The organism is Streptomyces sp. NBC_00236 (assembly GCF_036195045.1).
GTDB lineage: Bacteria > Actinomycetota > Actinomycetes > Streptomycetales > Streptomycetaceae > Streptomyces.
The window spans coordinates 7995714-8012450 of record NZ_CP108100.1; the positions used below are offsets into that span (position 1 = coordinate 7995714).

15 protein-coding genes are annotated in these 16737 nt (G+C 73.6%); 10 read left to right on the forward strand and 5 right to left on the reverse strand.

Annotated elements, in window-relative coordinates; translation table 11 throughout:
• Positions 1-35: 35 nt before the first annotated feature.
• The 3 genes from OG446_RS35625 to OG446_RS35635 form a co-directional block, all read right to left on the reverse strand.
• Positions 36-1082 (reverse strand): polyprenyl synthetase family protein, encoded by a 1047-nt coding sequence (locus OG446_RS35625; RefSeq protein ID WP_328897913.1) that lies wholly within the window; start codon positions 1080-1082, stop codon positions 36-38.
• Positions 1079-2161: a tetratricopeptide repeat protein gene (locus OG446_RS35630; RefSeq protein ID WP_328897914.1), complete on the reverse strand. Its 1083-nt coding sequence runs from the start codon at positions 2159-2161 to the stop codon at positions 1079-1081. The genes OG446_RS35625 and OG446_RS35630 overlap by 4 nt, the downstream gene beginning before the upstream one ends.
• Positions 2162-2427: 266 nt before the next feature.
• Positions 2428-3720 (reverse strand): phosphoribosyltransferase family protein, encoded by a 1293-nt coding sequence (locus OG446_RS35635; RefSeq protein WP_328897915.1) that lies wholly within the window; start codon positions 3718-3720, stop codon positions 2428-2430.
• Positions 3721-4007: 287 nt separating this feature from the next.
• Between OG446_RS35635 and OG446_RS35640 the strand changes: the two genes are divergently transcribed.
• Genes OG446_RS35640 through OG446_RS35685 form a run of 10 tightly spaced genes read left to right on the forward strand, consistent with a single transcriptional unit; the run spans position 4008 to position 15519 of the window.
• Positions 4008-5264 (forward strand): ATP-grasp domain-containing protein, encoded by a 1257-nt coding sequence (locus OG446_RS35640; protein ID WP_328897916.1) that lies wholly within the window; start codon positions 4008-4010, stop codon positions 5262-5264.
• Positions 5261-6079 carry a Rossmann-like domain-containing protein gene (locus OG446_RS35645; protein ID WP_328897917.1) on the forward strand — a complete coding sequence of 273 codons (819 nt, stop codon included), beginning with the start codon at positions 5261-5263 and terminating at the stop codon, positions 6077-6079. The genes OG446_RS35640 and OG446_RS35645 overlap by 4 nt, the downstream gene beginning before the upstream one ends.
• Complete coding sequence (locus OG446_RS35650) at positions 6076-7272, forward strand: PLP-dependent cysteine synthase family protein (protein WP_328897918.1); 1197 nt, start codon at positions 6076-6078, stop codon at positions 7270-7272. Before OG446_RS35645 ends, OG446_RS35650 begins: the two co-directional genes overlap by 4 nt.
• Positions 7269-8414 (forward strand): enolase C-terminal domain-like protein, encoded by a 1146-nt coding sequence (locus tag OG446_RS35655; RefSeq protein WP_328897919.1) that lies wholly within the window; start codon positions 7269-7271, stop codon positions 8412-8414. Before OG446_RS35650 ends, OG446_RS35655 begins: the two co-directional genes overlap by 4 nt.
• On the forward strand, positions 8411-9673 hold the full coding sequence (locus OG446_RS35660; protein ID WP_328897920.1) for an MFS transporter: 1263 nt from the start codon (positions 8411-8413) through the stop codon (positions 9671-9673). The genes OG446_RS35655 and OG446_RS35660 overlap by 4 nt, the downstream gene beginning before the upstream one ends.
• A gap of 11 nt (positions 9674-9684) precedes the next feature.
• On the forward strand, positions 9685-10473 hold the full coding sequence (locus tag OG446_RS35665) for a class I SAM-dependent DNA methyltransferase (protein WP_328897921.1): 789 nt from the start codon (positions 9685-9687) through the stop codon (positions 10471-10473).
• Positions 10474-10524: 51 nt separating this feature from the next.
• Positions 10525-12129 (forward strand): ABC transporter substrate-binding protein, encoded by a 1605-nt coding sequence (locus tag OG446_RS35670; RefSeq protein ID WP_328897922.1) that lies wholly within the window; start codon positions 10525-10527, stop codon positions 12127-12129.
• A gap of 8 nt (positions 12130-12137) precedes the next feature.
• Positions 12138-13079 (forward strand): ABC transporter permease, encoded by a 942-nt coding sequence (locus tag OG446_RS35675; RefSeq protein WP_328898522.1) that lies wholly within the window; start codon positions 12138-12140, stop codon positions 13077-13079.
• Positions 13079-13954, forward strand: coding sequence for an ABC transporter permease (locus tag OG446_RS35680; RefSeq protein ID WP_328897923.1), 876 nt, complete (start codon positions 13079-13081; stop codon positions 13952-13954). The genes OG446_RS35675 and OG446_RS35680 overlap by 1 nt, the downstream gene beginning before the upstream one ends.
• Positions 13951-15519, forward strand: a complete 1569-nt coding sequence (locus OG446_RS35685) for an ABC transporter ATP-binding protein (RefSeq protein ID WP_328897924.1) — start codon at positions 13951-13953, stop codon at positions 15517-15519. The genes OG446_RS35680 and OG446_RS35685 overlap by 4 nt, the downstream gene beginning before the upstream one ends.
• Before the next feature lie 24 nt (positions 15520-15543).
• Here OG446_RS35685 and OG446_RS35690 read toward each other — a convergent pair whose 3' ends face one another.
• Together OG446_RS35690 and OG446_RS35695 are read right to left on the reverse strand one after the other, a co-directional pair.
• Positions 15544-16218 carry a formylglycine-generating enzyme family protein gene (locus OG446_RS35690; RefSeq protein WP_328897925.1) on the reverse strand — a complete coding sequence of 225 codons (675 nt, stop codon included), beginning with the start codon at positions 16216-16218 and terminating at the stop codon, positions 15544-15546.
• Positions 16219-16309: 91 nt separating this feature from the next.
• Complete coding sequence (locus tag OG446_RS35695; protein ID WP_328897926.1) at positions 16310-16702, reverse strand: nuclear transport factor 2 family protein; 393 nt, start codon at positions 16700-16702, stop codon at positions 16310-16312.
• Between the last annotated feature and the right edge of the window lie 35 nt (positions 16703-16737).

Sequence of the window (16737 nt, forward strand, 5' to 3'; positions counted from 1 at the left end):
GCCGACGGACGGATGTCCGCCGGCCGCGCGGGGCGTCACCGGACGCGTGCGGCGAAATACGGGAGCAGGGCGAGAAGATCCGCGAGAGGCTCCGTCGCCAGGGCCACGCTCTCCAGGCAGGCGCGAGCACGCTCCAGGTGCCGGTCGGCCTCGTCCAGGGCCGCCGCGCGTCCGCCGGCCTCCTCGATCAGCCCGGCCGCCCGCCTGGCGGCACGGTCGTCCAGCGCCTCTCCCGTACGCAGCAACGCGCCCAGGCGCACAGCGGCCGGGCCGCCGGCCGTGAGCGCGGTGAGGACGGGGTACGTCTTCTTCCGGCGCCGCAGATCGCTGTGGACGGGCTTGCCCGTGACGGCCGGGTCGCCCCAGATCCCGAGCACGTCGTCCACGGCCTGGAACGCCACCCCGAGGTGGCGGCCGGCCGATGTGAGGGCATCGGTCTCCGAGCGCCCGGCGCCCCCCAGGACGGCGCCGAGGCCGGCCGCGCAGCCCAGCAGGGCGCCCGTCTTCTGCTCGGCCATCCGCCGGTACTCGTGCGGCTGCACGGCATCCGGCCCGGTCCAGGGCCGCGACTCGAAGAGCAGGTCGTCGGCCTGACCGTGCACCAGGTCGTTGAGTGCCCCGGCCAGCAGCCGGACCGCCGGGGCGCAGGCGCCGCCGGGAGTACCGGCCAGCGTCTGGACGGCGAGTGCGAAGAGCGCGTCGCCGGCGAGGACCGCGGGTCCGGTGCCGTATGCCTTCCAGGCGGTGGCCCGCTGCCTGCGGGTCTCGTCGCCGTCCATGACGTCGTCGTGGAGCAGGGAGAACGTGTGGATCAGTTCGACGGCGACAGCGCCGGGGACCGCGCTCTCCGCCTTCGCGCCGACGGCCTCCGCGCCGAGCACCGCCAGGGCCTGCCGGACCCCTTTGCCCTGCGCACCGGGGAGGGGCCGGCCGTCCCCGTCCCAGCCGAAGGAGAACGCGGTGATCTCGGCATGCCACGGGTGCAGCCGCCCGACCGCCCGGACGAGCGAGGGACGGACGAGTTCGCGGCAACGGGCGAGTATCTGCGGCGCCCCGGTCCGCTGGGCCACGGGAGGAGTCATCGCGGGCCGCCCGCCGGGGGCGTCGCGCCTGGGGCCGCCGCGATGTCGCCGGCCGCCGTCACGCCGAGTTCCGCGTACGCCTTGTCGACCATGCCGCGGGCGTTGAGCAGTCCGATCCGGTCCAGCGTCCCCCGCAGCTCGTCCAGCTCCGCGGCGGTCGCGGCACGGTCGCGGCCGAGCCGGGCGAGCGACTTCACGAGCCCGAGCCGGGCCAGCGCCTCGCCCCGGGGCTCGGTCATCGCACGGAACTCCGCCAGCGCCTCCTCGTAGACCGTCCGGGCCTCCTCGTACCGCCGGGCACGGTAGAGCACATTGGCGCGCATCTTGTGGTTGTAGGCGAGGGCACTCGACAACTTCATCGCACGGCAGGTGAGTTCCGCCTCGGAGAGCAGACCGAGCGCGCGCTCCGGGTCGTTGTCGCGTACGGAGATGATGTCGGCCATCCCGCGCAGCGCCCAGGCACGGCCGCGCCGGTCGTCGGCGTCCCCGGCGAGCCGGGCCGCCTCCTCGAACATCTCCAGGGCGGTGTCGAACGACCCGGTGTTGCGATGGATCTGGGCGATGCCCTCCAGGGCCCAGACGGTGTGCCGGGCCTCGCCGCGGGCACGTGCTTCGGCGAGGAGCTGCTCGTGCAGCGCGGCGACGGTCCGGTAGTCGCCCTGGATGCGTCCGGTCTCCGCGAGTCCGGCGAGTGAGTAGCCGCGCGCGACGACGTCCCCGCCCGCCTTCCCCAGGTCCGCGGCCAGCCTCAGCAGCCGGAAGGCGAGTCGCAGTTCGCCGCGCTGCCGGGCGAGCGTCCCGCCGCTCCACAGCGCCCAGGCCATGGCCCCCGTGGCGCCGGCCGAGCGGGCCGCCCGGTAGCTGGCCTTCCAGGCGCGGTCGGCGTCCTGGACGTGACCCAGTCTCCGGTGGGCCTCGGCCACCGCGAGCCCGGTGCGGGCCACCTCCTGCGGGGAGCCGGCGAGTTCGGCCTCCTTGAGGTGACGTTGCCCCTCGGCCAGTACGTCCGTGAGGGATGCGTTCACGGACATCTTGGTGAGGGCGCCCTGGTACTCGGGCGCCATTGCTTTGCTGTGCATGGGAGCCTTCCGTGCGTGCACGGGGTGACGCGGCGGCAGCATCTATACGTCCTGTGTATACATTGCGCGTATAGATGTGCGATCGCCGGAGCCCTGTGCTGGTGGGGGGTGAGTCGAGGTCGGTCGTGTGCGGCGTGCGGCCTTTGTTGTGGATCAAGACGGCGAATGTGCGCGGAGGGTTGCTCGGCGATCGGGGAAACCGCGCGGCCATGTGTGAGGAGCGTCTGAGTCCTCGGTGGCGGGAGAGGCGGAGGGCCGGTGGCGCGTCAGCCGGATCGGGCTGTCAGATGGCCGGTGAACCAGTCCCGGGCCAGCTCGGCGACCTCGTCCAACGCGCCCGGCTCCTCGAAGAGATGGGTGGCCCCGGTGACGACGTCGAGCCGGTTCTCGCAACGCAGCCGTGCCTGCGCCTGCCGGTTCAGCTCCAGGACCCGGGTGTCGTCACCGCCCACGATGAACAGGGTCGGGGCCCGTACGTCGCCGAGGCTGTCGCCCGCGAGGTCGGGCCGGCCGCCCCGGGAGACGACGGCGCCGATCCCCGCGCCGCGCTCCGTGCCGACGGCGGCGGCTGCCCGCAAGGCTGCCGCGGCCCCGGTGCTCGCGCCGAACAGACCGACGGGGCCGGGGGCGCGACGCCGTACCCAGACGGTGGCGTCCACCAGTCGCCCGGCCAGGGTCCCGATGTCGAAGACGTTGGCGCGGTCGGCCTCCTCGGCGGGGGTGAGCAGGTCGAAGAGCAGGGTGCCGAGTCCCGCCCGGTTCAGGGCCGCCGCCACCGAACGGTTGCGCGGGCTGTGCCGGCTGCTGCCGGAGCCGTGGGCGAACACGACGAGTGCTCCGGTGTCCCCGGCCGGGGTGAGGTCACCCGGCAGGGTCACGCCGCCCGCCTCCACCGCCACCTCGGCCGCGGTCCGTGAGGCGTCCGGAGCGGCGGCCCGGGCCAGCAGCGAGACGACTTCCTCGTCCGGGGTCTGGCCGAAGTCCCGGTACCACTCACCCACGGCGGCGAATCCGTGCGGTGTCGACAGGCACACCAGCTCGTCGACCTGCCCGCCCAGCCGTTCGGCGGCGTCCGGAGGTGCCACCGGCACGGCCAGCACCACGCGCGCGGCTCCCTGGGCCCGGGCCACCTCGCACGCGGCCATGGCGGTCGCGCCGGTGGCGATGCCGTCGTCCACGATGATCACGGTGCGCCCCGCAAGCGGGACCCGGGGCCGGTCGCCCCGGAACGCCCGGGCCCGCCGCAGCAGCTCGGCCTCCTCCGCCCCTTCGACCGCGGCGACATCCGCCTCCGACACCCCGCCGCGGCGCACGATGTCCTCGCTGATGATCCGCACGCCACCCTCTCCGATGGCGCCGAAGCCCAGCTCCGGGTGGTACGGGACGCCGAGTTTGCGCACCACGATCACATCGAGAGCGACGCCGAGCTCCCGGGCGACCCGGAAGGCCACCGGTACACCGCCACGCGGCAGGCCCAGGACGACGGGGTCGCTCGACGCCAGCGGGCGCAGCGCCTCGGCCAGCTGCTGACCCGCGTCGGCGCGGTCGGCGAACAGCACAGGGGTTCACCCCCGGATCGGGGAAGCGGGCGGCCGCCCGTACACGTACTTCGAATCAACACCGTGCGCCGCGTGCCCGCAACCGCCGGGGACCGTCCTGCCGCCGTGATCCGAGCCGGAGCGGCGAGTCGGGGGCTGGCTCCGGACGGTCCGGCAGCCGGGGAAGGCCTCACAGCTAGATGACAATGAAAACGATTGTCGATAGCGTGTGGCGAGTCAGGCGCGAGCCCCCGGACGGGTGCTGCCGCCTGCCCGGGTCCTGAACTGCATGGCGAAGAGGGGTAGTCGTGGCACATCTGCTGATGGTCGAGAGCTGGGTCGGATCGATGAGCAGGCTTCTGCCACGGGCGATCCGGGAGGGCGGGCACGAGTTCACCTTCCTCACCCGCGACCTCCACCACTACCTGCGCGCCGCACCCGAGGGCGTCACGCACCCGCTGCTCTCGGCCCGTCACGTCCTGACGGCGGACACCAACGACGCCGACGTGCTGCTGCCGTTCGCCGAACGGGCCCACGCGTCCCTGCGGTTCGACGGAGTGATCACCTCCTGCGACTACTACCTCCCGGCTGCCGCCAGGATCGCCGCCCGGCTGAACCTGCCGGGGCCCGCCCCCGCTGCCGTGGAGAACGCCTGCCGAAAGGACCTCACCCGGCGGGTCCTCGCCGAAGCGGGCGTGCCCGGACCGCGGTTCGCCGTCTGCCGGGATCACGCGGAGGCCGTGCGGGCCGTCCGGGAGACGGGTCTGCCGCTGGTCCTCAAGCCCGTGGACCTGTGCGCCGGGATGTTCGTGCGGCGCGTGGACGACGAGACGGGCCTCGCCGAGGCCCACCGGGCGCTCATGGACTTCCCCGTCAACGCGCGGGGCCAGGCCCGCGCACCCGTGGTACTGCTCGAAGAGTTCCTGCACGGGCCCGAAGTCAGCGTGGAGACCGTGACGTTCGCCGGCCGGACCGAGGTGGTCGGCGTGACGGACAAGAGCACCGGCGGAGCACCGGCCTTCGTGGAGACCGGCCACATGTTCCCGGCGGCACTCACCGACGCGGACGACCGCGCGGCCCGGGAGACCGCCGTGCGGGCGGTCGAGGCGCTCGGTCTGGACTCCGTGGTGGCGCACACCGAGATCAAGCTGACGCCGGACGGCCCGCGTGTGGTGGAGGTCAACCCCCGCCCGGCCGGCAACCGCATCACCGAACTGGTCCGGCATGTGACCGGCATCGATCTCGCGGCAGCCTGCGTGAACGTGGCACTCGGGCGCGCACCGGACCTGCGGCCACGCGCCACCGGACTGCACAGCGCGGCCATCGCCTTCCTGGTGCCCGGCGCCGGGGGAGTGCTGGAAGGTGTCGACGGCGTCGACGAGGTGGGAGAGGCCGCCGACGTCCTTGAAGTCAGCGTCGCGCGACCCGGCACCCGGGTGGGCGTGGCGAGCAGCAACAACGAGTACCTGGGACACGTCATGGCCGGCGACGCCGACGGTCCGGGCGCCCGGGCAGGCGCCGAGGCGCTCCTCGCCCGGCTGCGCCCCCAGGTGGCGAACCGATGACCGCCCCCGCCGCCGCTTCGTACGAGGATCTCGTCGCCGGAGTCCTGGCCGGCCGCTTCGGGCCCGACCCGCGAACCCGCCACATCGCCATGGCCTTCACCACCCGCCAGTCCGTAAGACACGCCGGCCGCGGGAGCGGCTACCGCAACGAGGTGCTCAGCCTGCGACTCGACGCGGCCGTCGGCTCCTGCGCGGTCGAGCCGGGGGAGCTGCCCGCCGGGGTCGTCGACGACTGCGTCGGCGCGGATGTCGCCGCGCTGCTCGGACACCGGCTGTCCCCGGTCAGGGTCGCCGCGCTCGATACGTATCTGATGGCGGTGCTGCCCCACGGCCCCGGATCGGGCGCGCGGCCGTGGCCCCTTCCGGCCGGTGATTCGCTGGAGAGGTCCCGGGCGCGGGCACGCGCCGTCGTCGGGCTGCTCGACACCCCGCCCGGTTCCACCGTGCTCGTCGTCGGGGTGGTCAACTCCCTGCTGGAGGCGCTGCGGGAGCGCGGCCTCGCCTACGTACCGTGCGACCTGAAGGGCGGTACGACGGAGTGGGGCGAGCCCGTGCGCACCGAGGCGCCGGCCGAACTGGAGCGCTGTGACGCGATCCTGGCCTCCGGGATGACCCTGGGCAACGGGAGCTTCGAACCGCTGCGGGAACACGCCCTGCGGCAGGACAAGCCCCTCGTGGTTTTCGCCCAGACCGGCAGCGCGGTACTGCCCCGGCTCATCGGCGCCGGAGTCACCGCCGTGTCCGCGGAGCCGTACCCGTTCTTCTGGCTCGACGGCGCCGCCGGAACCGTTCACCACTACGGAGGAACCCTGTGACCGCCGCACTCCTGCGCCCCGCGGGCAACCGGGAACTCCTCGGGCTCGTCGGCGGCACCCCGCTCGCCCGCATCACCGCCGATCTGCCCTGCCCGCACCCCGGCTTCTGGGCCAAACTCGAAGGCTTCGCCGTGGGCGGGATGAAGGCGCGTGCCGCCGTGTCCATGCTGCTGGGCGCCGAGCGGCGCGGCGAACTGCGCCCAGGCGCACCGGTGGTGGAGTCCACCTCCGGAACCCTCGGCATCGGTCTCGCCTTCGCGGGCCAGGCGCTCGGCCATCCCGTCGTCCTGGTCGGCGACACCGAACTCGAACCGTCGATGCGCGGTCTCCTGCACGCCCACGGCGCCAGGCTGGAACTCGTCGGCCGTCCGGCCGCCGAGGGCGGCTGGCAGGCCGCCCGGCTGGCCCGGCTCCGTGAGCTCCTCACCGAACTGCCGGGCGCCTACTGGCCCGACCAGTACAACAACCCCGACAACACCGCCGGTTACGCGTCACTCGCCGCCGAGATCGCCGGCCGGCTCGACCATGTGGACGTCCTGGTGTGCAGCGTCGGAACCGGCGGGCACAGCGCGGGCATCGTCGGCCCGCTGCGCAGACGCTGGCCCGGACTGCGGCTGATCGGTGTCGACGCCACCGGCTCGACGATCTTCGGACAGCCGGCCCGGCCCCGCCTGATGCGCGGACTGGGCAGCAGCATCCATCCGCGCAACGTGGCCCACGAGCAGTTCGACGAGGTCCACTGGGTCGGACCGGCGGAGGCCGCGGACAGCTGTCGGCGGCTGGCCCGGGACAACTTCGTCAGTGGTGGCTGGAGCACCGGTGCCGTCGCACTCGTGGCGGCCTGGGCGGCCCGCGTCCACCCGGGCGCTGTCGTCGCGACCGTCTTCCCCGACGGGCCGCACCGCTACCTCGGCAGCATCTTCGACGACGGATTCAACGCCCTGCACGGGCTGGGCCCGGAGAACGCGGCCACCCGCCCGGTGGAGATCCGCCATCCGCAGGCCGTGGAGGCGACCGGCTGGACGCGCTGCCGCGCCGTCACGGGGCGCCGCGAGGACCGCAGGCCCGTGCGGCAGCCGGTGTCCCGTGGGCCCGCAGGAGCGACAGCGGCCCGCGTGCCCGCGGGAAGCACCCTGCCGCGCACCCGCCCGTACACCGTCCGGCTGCCGTACGAACCGGAGGAGTCCCGATGAAGGTCCGCCGGCGCACCGTCGCGCTGCGGCTGGCCGAGCCGCTGCGGATCTCCCGCTCCACCATGACCGCCCGTGACGCGGTCCGGCTGTCCATCGAGCATCAGGGGCTGCACGGCCACGGCGAGACCGTCAGCAGTGTGTACTACGGCCTCGACACCGCGGCCGTCACCCACTGGCTCGACCGGTGCGGCCACGGTCTCGCGCGGTTCCCGGACCCGGAGACGGCCCTGGAGACCCTGTCCCGGCAGGCCTCCGGCGAACCCCGAGGCACCGGCGGGCCGGTCGCGCCCGGGGCGCCCCCGGCGGTGGCGGCAGCCGTCGAGTCGGCGCTGCTCGACCTCGTCGGCAAGCGCGCCGGCGCGCCGGTGCACCGCCTCCTCGGCACGGCCGCCGCGCCTGTCGCCGCGACCGCCAGGACCATCGGGATCACCTCGCCCCGCCACGCCGGCGCCCTCGCCGCCCGGCTGGCGGGGGAGGGGTTCACCGTCCTCAAGGTCAAGGCCGGTGCGCCCGATCCGGAGGACGATGTGGCGCGCGTGCGTGCCGTGCGCGCTGCGGCCCCGCACGTACGGCTGCTCCTGGACCCCAACGGAGGCTGGAGCACCGCGGCGGCGCCCGCACTGCTCGGTCGCTTCGCCGAACTCGGCGTCGAGGCCGTCGAACAGCCTGTCGCTCCGGGCGACCCCGAGGCACTGGCCCGGCTCGCCGCACGCTCGCCGCTGCCCGTCATCGCCGACGAGGACGCCGTCGGCATCGAGGACGCCCGACGGCTCGCCGGGCGGGTCCACGGCATCAACGTCAAACTCGCCAAGTGCGGAGGCGTGAGCGCTGCCCTGCACATCGCCGCACTGATCGCCGGCAGCGGCACCGACCTCATGCTCGGCTGCCTCACCGCGAGTTCACTCGGCATCGCCCCGGCCGTGCACCTCGCGGACCGTGCCCGGTGGACCGACCTCGACGGACATCTGCTGCTCGCCCACGACCCGTGGACAGGAATCGGCGGAACCGACGGCACCGTACGGGCGAGCAGCCACCCGGGCTTGGGCGTACGCCCGCGCACACCGTTCGACGGACCCCGTTCACCCCTCGTGGCGGACGGCACCGACCGGGGACGCGACCACGCGAAAGAGGTGCGGTCGTGAGCACCTGGCGCGAGATACGCGCCCTGCCCCCGGCGGTGCGCCTCCTGCTCGTCAACCAGCTCGGGGTCAACACCGGCTTCTACCTGCTCATCCCCTACCTGGCCGTGCACCTCAGCGACGACCTCGGGATGTCCGCCGCCGTCGTCGGCACCGTGCTCGGTGTGCGCAACCTCAGCCAGCAGGGGCTGTTCGTCATCGGCGGGTCGGCCTCGGACCGGCTGGGGGCCCGTCGGGTGATCATCGCCGGTTGCGCGCTGCGGACGGCAGGTTTCGCCCTCTTCGCGCTCGGCGACGGAGTCGTGGTCCTGCTCGCGGCCTCGGTCCTCAGCGGAATGGCCGGTGCCCTGTTCAACCCCGCGGTCCGTGCCCACCTCGCCCAGGAGGCGGGGGAGCGCAGGGCCGAGGCGTTCGCGCTCTTCAACGTCTTCGCGACGACAGGAGCCCTGATCGGTCCCCTCCTCGGCAGCGCCCTGCTCCTGGTCGACTTCCGGGCGGCCGCTCTCACGGCGGCAGGCATCTTCGCCGTGCTGACCGTCGCCCAGGCCCTGGTACTGCCGCCCGGCCGGGCGGCAGTACCAGCCACGAACGGTGTCTTCGCCGACTGGCGTGAAGTGGTCGGCAACCGCCCCTTCATGGCCTTCGCCTGCGCGATGGTCTCCATGGTGGCGCTGGAGAGCCAGCTCTATCTGCTGCTTCCCGACGGCGCACGCCGGGCCACCGGTTGGGACGGTGCGGCGGGCCTGGTCTTCCTCGTGGGAACGCTCGCCGGACTCGCGTTCCAGCTCCGCATCACCCGCGCGCTGAAACGGCGGGGCAGCAGGGCGAAGTGGATCGGAGCGGGCCTCGCCCTGATGGCGGTGGCCTTCGTGCCGCCCATGCTGGTGGCGTCGGACGCCCCGCCGGACGCCGGTGTGAGCCAGACCGTGCTGCGCGCGGTCCCCGTGCTGGCAGGCGCCCTGCTGCTCCAGACCGGACTCATGGTCACCCAGCCGTTCGTGATGGAACTGATCCCCGAGTTCGGCAGGCCCGGTCTCACCGGCACGTACTTCGGGGTCTTCTACGTCGTGTCCGGCATCGCCGCAGCTCTCGGGAACGCCGCCGTCGGCTGGGCGATGGACACCGGCCAGCGCATCGGCGCCGGCTGGCTGCCCTGGGCCTGCTGTCTCGTGCTCGGTCTCGTCTCGGCGGCGGGGATCACCCGGCTGCACCGCCGCGGAGGGCTGCCCGGCCGGCCGGTCCCCGTTTCCGCCCCCGCCTGAGGAGAACCCCCATGAACGACGCCAATCTGCTCACCGACAACCCGGCGCTCTACGAGGCCCGCTTTCCGGACCCCCAGCGGCTCGCCGGACGCTGGACCGAGGACACGCTCAGGAGGTACGGGTCCGGCCCCCGCGTCCTGGACCTCGGCTGCGGTACCGGGCGCGACGCCGCGTACCTCCAGTCGCGGGGGCGCACCGTGACCGGTGCCGACCTCTCGGACGCGATGCTCCGGCACGCCTCCCGGGAGCATCCTGGGCCGGAGTATCTCCGCGCCGATCTGAGGGAGTTCGACCTGGGCGCACGGAGATTCGACGCGGTCGTGTGCCTGGACAGCGCGCTGCTGTACTGCCGGACCGCTGCCGAGACCGACACCTTCCTCGCTTCCTGCCGGCGCTGCCTGGGCCCGGGCGGCCTGTTCGTCGCGGAGATGCGCAACGGTGCGTACTTCCTCGGCCGCGGCGCGCTCTCCGAGGCCCCGGCCGTTCACACCTTCACCCATCGCGGCGTCGTCCACCGCTCCGTGACCCGGCTGCGCGTGGACCCGACGGCCCGCCTGCTCCACCGCAGCCGCACCTGGTCCACCGACGACGGAACACCTCCGGTCGAACAGCGCTCGGCCTGGCGCCTGTTGCTCCCCCGGGAACTCCGCCGGGCCCTCGTCGCGAACGGGTTCGAGGTCCTCGCGCTCCACGACGGGCCCGGGCCCCGAACCGAACCTCCCTGGCATGAGGGCGACCTGCCCGCCGGAACGACGGACGCCGACCGGCTTCATGTGATCGCCCGGCTCGCGGACGGCTGACCGGACCGGTTCCTTCCTTCCTGCCCACTCCCACCGGATCAAGGACATCCCATGCACAGCGACACACGCACCACGACAGCATCGCCCTTCCCCGGCCTGCGCCGCCGCGGCTTCCTCGCCGCCACGGGCGCCGCCGGTCTCGGCGCCCTCGCGCTGACCGGCTGCGCGGACACCTCGGGCCCCGCCCCCGACGACGCCGAAGCGGACGGCACACCCAAGCGCGGCGGCCGGCTGCGGGCCGCCTTCGCCGGAGGCGGGGCGAGCGAGACGCTGGACCCGCACCTGAGCAACCTCTTCGCCGACGCCGCCCGCGCCAAGGCTCTCTACGACAAGCTGGCCGACTACGGCGGCGACCTCTCGGCCCAGCCCCGCCTCGCCTCCTCCTGGGAACCCAACAACAACCTCGACCGGTGGAAGGTCTCCCTGCGGACGGCGCTCTTCCACGACGGGCAGCCCGTGACGGCGAAGGACGTGCTGTACAGCTACCGGCGGATCGCCGACCCCGAGCGCGCCTTCCGCGCCAGGGCGTCACTCGAACCGATCGACCTGGCGGCCAGCCGGGCCCTGGACGAGCGGACCGTCGAATTCGTCCTCAAGCGGCCGACAGCCGAATTCCCCAATGTGATGGCGGCGTTCGGCGCGTACATCGTCCCCGCCTCGGCCCGCGACGGCGACTTCGACCACCGGCCCGTCGGCAGCGGTCCCTTCCGTCTGGTGTCCTTCGCCCCCGGCCGGTCCACCGTCCTGCGGCGCAACGACGACTACTGGGACGGTGCCCCGCACCTGGACGAGCTGGAGTTCGTCGTCGCCAACGAGGAGTCCGCACGCGTCAACGCCCTGCTGGGCGGCCAGGTCGAGTATGCCCACGAGCTGAACCCGGCGACCGCCCGCGCCCATGAGAAGGGCGGCCGGATCCGGATCGTACGGCTCCGCAACAGCGCGATGCAGTCCTTCGCCATGAAGACCGACCGGCCGCCCTTCGACGACCCGCGCGTCCGCCAGGCCCTGATGCTCGTCGCCGACCGGGAAGAACTCGTCCAGGGGGCCCTCTCCGGCGCCGGGGAGGTCGGCAACGACCTGTTCGGCAAGGGGTACGAGTACTACGCCGACAGCCTGCCCCAGCGTGAACGGGACCTCGGCCGGGCGCGCAGCCTGCTGAAGCAGGCAGGTGCCGAGGACCTGCGGATCACCCTCGACACCTCACCCGTCGCCGCCGGCTTCACCGAGTCCGCCGCCGTCTTCCGCGACCAGGCGGCCGAAGCGGGCATCACGGTCGAGGTGAGGACCGGAAGCAAGGACACCTACTGGAAGGACATCCTCGACGCCGGCACCCTGTGCTGCTACCGCTCGGGCGCCATGCCCATCGAGTCGCACGTATCCCAGCGCCTGCTCACGGGCTCGACCACCAACGCGACCAAGTGGCGCCACCAGGACTTCGACGCCCTGTACCAGCAGGCCCAGTCGACACGGGACCCGAAGGAGCGCTCGGCCGTCTACGCCCGCATGCAGCGCCGCCTCCACACCGAAGGCCCCTTCCTGATCTGGGGCTTCGCCGACTGGATACTCGGCACCGCCCGCCGCGTCAGAGGCATCGAGCAGCAGGCACCCGCCAACACCCTGGACTGGGCCCGCTTCGACAGGGTGTGGCTCGCGTGAGCGCATCCATGCCGTGGGCGGCACGGCGGTTGCTGCTCGCAGGTGCGCAAACCGCGGCCGTGGTGCTGCTCGTCTTCGCCCTCACCGAGGCGCTGCCCGGCGACGCCGCCGTGGCCCTCGCCGGAGACCAGCCGGACCCGGACCGGATCGAGGCGGTGCGAGCCGCCCTGCACCTGGACCGTCCGCCCCTGGAGCGTCTGCTCGACTGGTCGGCCGGGCTGTTCCACGGCGACCTCGGGGTCTCGCTGACCTCGGGGCGGCCCGTCAGCACCTATCTGGCGGACGGGTTCGGCCCGACCCTCCTGCTCGCCGCCCCGACGGTGGTGCTGCTCGTACCCGCCGCCGTCGGCCTCGGCGTGCTCGCGGCCCGGCACGAAGGGCGCGCCGCCGACCGGATCGTCAGCGCGGTGACGCTGGGCCTGTACGCCGTTCCGGAGTTCGCCCTGGGCGTGCTGCTGGTCACGGTCTTCGCGCTCCGGCTCGGATGGCTGCCGCCGACCGCCGTCGGCTACGGCACCGATCTGCTCGCCCACCCGGCCGCGCTGGTACTTCCCGTCCTGGTCCTGCTGGCGCGCCCGGTGTGCTCGCTCGCCCGGCTGGTCCGGGCCGGCATGACCGACGCACTGACCTCGCCGTACGTCGCCCAGGCGCTCCGCTGCGGCGTGCCGGGCGTGCGGGTCCGCTACACCCATGCCCTGCCCAACGCGATCGCCCCGGCTGCCCAGCAACTGGCCCGCACGGTGGACTGGCTCCTGTGCGGGGTGGTCGTCGTGGAGGCGCTGTTCGTGATCCCCGGGCTCGGCACGGTCCTGATGAACGCCGTCGCGGAACGGGACGTCCCCGTGGTGCAGGGCCTCGCGGTCGTCTTCGGCCTGGCCACCGTCCTGCTCAACCTCGGGGCGGACCTGGTCACCCACCGCCTCGCGCCGCGCACGGGAGCGGCGGCGTGATGGCCCTCGCGCTCGCCCGCTCCCGGCGCGGACTGAAGGCGCTGGTCGTCGGGCCGGGAAACGGGCGGACCCGCACCCGTGCCGGCGGCTTCCTCCCCGGCCTGCTCATCGTCGGTGTTCCGCTCGTACTCGCCCTGGCGGGACCGCTGTTCGCCGGGGACGCCGGGCCGCGAGGGACGTCGCTCACCACCGGCGACGGGCACCGGCTCGGCACGGACTTCATCGGCCGGGACGTCGGCAGACAGGTGCTGCTGGGCGGCCGGTCGGTGGTCCTCGTCGCGCTCGCCTCGACGGCCCTCGCCTATGCGGTGGCGCTGCCGGCCGGGTTCGTCTGTGCCCTCACGCGCCGCAGGTGGGTGGAGGAGCTGCTGATGCGTCCGCTGGACGTGCTGCTCTCCGTACCGTCACTCCTGCTGATTCTGCTGGTGGCCGCCGCCGTCGCACCGGGACCGGCCGGCCTCGCCCTCCTGGTGGCACTCGTCAACATTCCGGACACGGCCAGGATCGTCCGTGCCGCAGGGGCGGAAGCCGCCTCGCGTCCGGCGGTGGAGGCGCTCCGCATGCAGGGCGAGAGCTGGGCGCGGATGGCCTTCGGCTATGTCGGCAGGTCGGTCGCCCGGACCCTCGCCGCCGACGCGGGTGTCCGTCTGACGGGGGCCCTGTACCTCGTGGCCACGGCGGCGTTCCTCGGTGTCGGAGTGGCCCCGGACGCCGCCGACTGGGCGGTGATGGTGGACCGCAACCGTGCCGGGCTGTTCGTCCAGCCGTGGGCCGTGGTGGTCCCGGCCCTGCTGATCGTCGCGCTCACCATGGGCGGAAACCTGCTCGTCGACGCGGCGCTCGCTCGCCCCGGCACGAAGGAGAAGCGCATATGAACACGGCCGCACGGCCCAGGACGGCCGACGGGACGGAACCCGTCGCCGTGATCGAGGGACTCCGGGTGGAGGCCGGCGGGCGGGCGATCGTCGACGGCGTCAGCCTGCGGGTGCTGCCCGGACGGATCATCGCTCTGCTCGGAGCGTCGGGCAGCGGCAAGACGACCACGGGACGCGCGCTGCTGGGCGAGTACCCGCCGGGCGCGCACGTGACGGGGGAGGTGCGCCTCGCGGACGGACTGATCGGATACGTCCCGCAGCACCCGGCCACCGTGCTCAACCCCGCCCGCCGCACCGGTGCCCTGCTGGGCGACATCGCCCGGCACCGGGTGGCGCACCTGCCGCGCCCCGGTCGCCGGGCGGCGGCACGCGAGCGCGTGCTCGACGCCCTCGCCCGCGCCCAGCTGCCCTCCGACGGGACCCTGCTCCGCCGCTACCCCCACCAGCTCTCCGGCGGCCAGCAGCAGCGTGTGGTCCTGGCCCAGGCGTTGCTGCTCGGCGCCCGTGCCGTGGTCGCGGACGAGCCGACCACCGGGCAGGACCCCCTGACGAAACGGCGCGTCGTGGAGCTGCTGGCCGCCTTGGCCCGGCAGGGCGTCGCCGTGGTCCTGCTCAGCCACGACGTGGACGTCGTCCGCGCCCTCGCCGACGAGGTCGTCGTCCTGTGCGACGGAAAGGCCGTCGAGGCGGGGCCCGCGGAGGAGGTCCTGCGCTCCCCGGACCATCCGTGGACCCGCGAACTCCTGGCGCCGTCACCGGACATCCGCATGCGCACGGCGCGCGCGGACACCGGCGACACCCCTGTCCTCGACGTCCGGGCCCTCACCGCGCGCCACGGCCGGACCCCGGTGCTCCACCACGCGGCTCTCACCCTGCACGCCGGAGAGAGCCTCGCCGTGGTCGGCCGCTCGGGCAGCGGCAAGACGACCCTGGCCCGCTGCCTGAGCGGCCTCCACCGGAACCACGACGGCGAACTGCTCCTGGACGGGCGCCCACTGCCACGGAGTCTGCGGGACCGCGACCGCGGGCAACTGGCCGCGGTCCAGTACGTCTTCCAGGACGCGCAGGCGGCCTTCGACGCCCACCGCCCCGTACTCGACCAGATCGCACGGACGGCCGTACGGCTGCGCGGCGTGGGCCGGGTCGCGGCGAGAGCCGAGGCAGTGGACGTACTGAGCGCACTGGACCTCCCGGCTCAGCGGGCGCTGCGTGTCCCCGGGGCGCTGTCCGGCGGCGAACTCCAGCGCGCCGCCCTGGCCCGTGCCCTGCTCGCGCGCCCGCGGGTCCTGGTCTGCGACGAGATCACCTCGGGCCTCGACACGTTCGCCCGGCGCTCCCTCCTCGGACTGCTCGCGCAGCTGCTCCGGTCCGGCGCCGTGCCCGCCCTCGTCCTGATCACCCACGACCTGGAAACGGCGGCCCTCGCCGACCGTATCGCCGTGCTGGAAGACGGTGAGATCGTCGAGGCCGGGGCGGCGCGCGACGTACTGAACGCGCCGCGCCACGCCTTCACCGCCGAACTGGCTGCCGCGGCACGGTCGATGCGGGGGAGTGACGGTGACTGACGGACCGAACCTCCGGGGGGCGGCTCACCGCGGAGCCGAGCGTGCGACACGGAACCCCGTGTCGTCGATCCGGAACGTCGGATGGCTGCGCCGCCGCACCGAGGCCCGGCAGCTCCAGTGCTCGTCGAACCAGCCACCACCGCGCAGCACCCGGTAGGTGCCGTACACCTCGGCGTCGTAGACGTCCCAGCACCACTCCCACACGTTGCCCAACGTGTCGTACAGGCCCCATGCGTTGGGCTGCCGGCCGCCCACCTCGTGCGGCCGGTCCTGCGCATTGCCGCGATGCCAGGCGATGTCGTCGAGCGGCCCGTACCGTGCCTCCGTCGTGCCGGCCCGGCACGCGTGTTCCCACTCGGCCTCGGCCGGAAGCCGGTATCCGTCGCCGGCCGGGTCCCACTCGACGCCGGCGGCATCGTCGTGGAGCCGGTAGGCGGGCGCCAGCCCCTCGCGCAGGGACAGGGCGTTGCAGAAGCGGACGGCGTCCAGCCAGGAAACGCCCTCGACGGGCAGCAGTTCGCCCTGTGCCGTACTCGGCCGCTCGCCGGTGACCTGCGCGTACTGGGCCTGGGTGACCGGGAACGCCGCGAGCCGGTACGGCGCGAGATCGACCGCCCAGCTGCGCTGCGTACGACGGTCCGACAGGGTCACCCGTCCCGGTGGGACATCGACCATGGCGAACTCGGTGCTGGTGTTCATAGGGTGGTGATCCTAACAACCGCACGCCCTGCGGATTTCATGTGAACCGGGTCAACCGCCCGTCCTTCCGAGGGGCTTGGCGGCTCAGGGCTCAGCCCGCCGAGGCTTCACGGCCGATCTGCTCGAACCTGGCTCCCATGGCCGCGGCCAGTGCCTGCGCGGCCGAAAGGGGCCGGACCATGACCATCAGGTCGTCGATCTCGCCCGCCTCGTTCATGTGGAGGAAGTCGCAGCCGGTGATCTTCCGGTCGCCCACCTTCGCCTCGAACACGAGGGCGTGGTCGCGGCCGTCCTCGCTCGCCATCTCCCGGACGTAGCGGAAGTCCGTGAAGACCTGGTCGACCGCGCGCAGGATCGCGGCGGTGAGCGCCTTGCCGGGGTAGGGCTTGAACGCCACCGGGCTGGTGAAGACGACGTCCTCGGCCAGCAGCGCCTCGACCGCGCCGAGGTCGTGCGCTTCGACGGCCTTACGGAAAGGGTGCATCCCGGCTCCATAGTCAATTAATTGAATAAGTGTCG

Excerpts from the sequence above, each read along its gene's own strand:
- OG446_RS35680 (WP_328897923.1), top strand. The coding sequence starts at position 13,079 with ATGGCCCTCGCGCTCGCCCGCTCCCGGCGCGGACTGAAGGCGCTGGTC.
- OG446_RS35625 (WP_328897913.1), bottom strand. The coding sequence starts at position 1,082 with ATGACTCCTCCCGTGGCCCAGCGGACCGGGGCGCCGCAGATACTCGCC.
- OG446_RS35685 (WP_328897924.1), top strand. The coding sequence starts at position 13,951 with ATGAACACGGCCGCACGGCCCAGGACGGCCGACGGGACGGAACCCGTC.
- OG446_RS35690 (WP_328897925.1), bottom strand. The coding sequence starts at position 16,218 with ATGAACACCAGCACCGAGTTCGCCATGGTCGATGTCCCACCGGGACGG.
- OG446_RS35645 (WP_328897917.1), top strand. The coding sequence starts at position 5,261 with ATGACCGCCCCCGCCGCCGCTTCGTACGAGGATCTCGTCGCCGGAGTC.
- OG446_RS35630 (WP_328897914.1), bottom strand. The coding sequence starts at position 2,161 with ATGCACAGCAAAGCAATGGCGCCCGAGTACCAGGGCGCCCTCACCAAG.
- OG446_RS35675 (WP_328898522.1), top strand. The coding sequence starts at position 12,138 with ATGCCGTGGGCGGCACGGCGGTTGCTGCTCGCAGGTGCGCAAACCGCG.
- OG446_RS35670 (WP_328897922.1), top strand. The coding sequence starts at position 10,525 with ATGCACAGCGACACACGCACCACGACAGCATCGCCCTTCCCCGGCCTG.
- OG446_RS35695 (WP_328897926.1), bottom strand. The coding sequence starts at position 16,702 with ATGCACCCTTTCCGTAAGGCCGTCGAAGCGCACGACCTCGGCGCGGTC.
- OG446_RS35655 (WP_328897919.1), top strand. The coding sequence starts at position 7,269 with ATGAAGGTCCGCCGGCGCACCGTCGCGCTGCGGCTGGCCGAGCCGCTG.
- OG446_RS35665 (WP_328897921.1), top strand. The coding sequence starts at position 9,685 with ATGAACGACGCCAATCTGCTCACCGACAACCCGGCGCTCTACGAGGCC.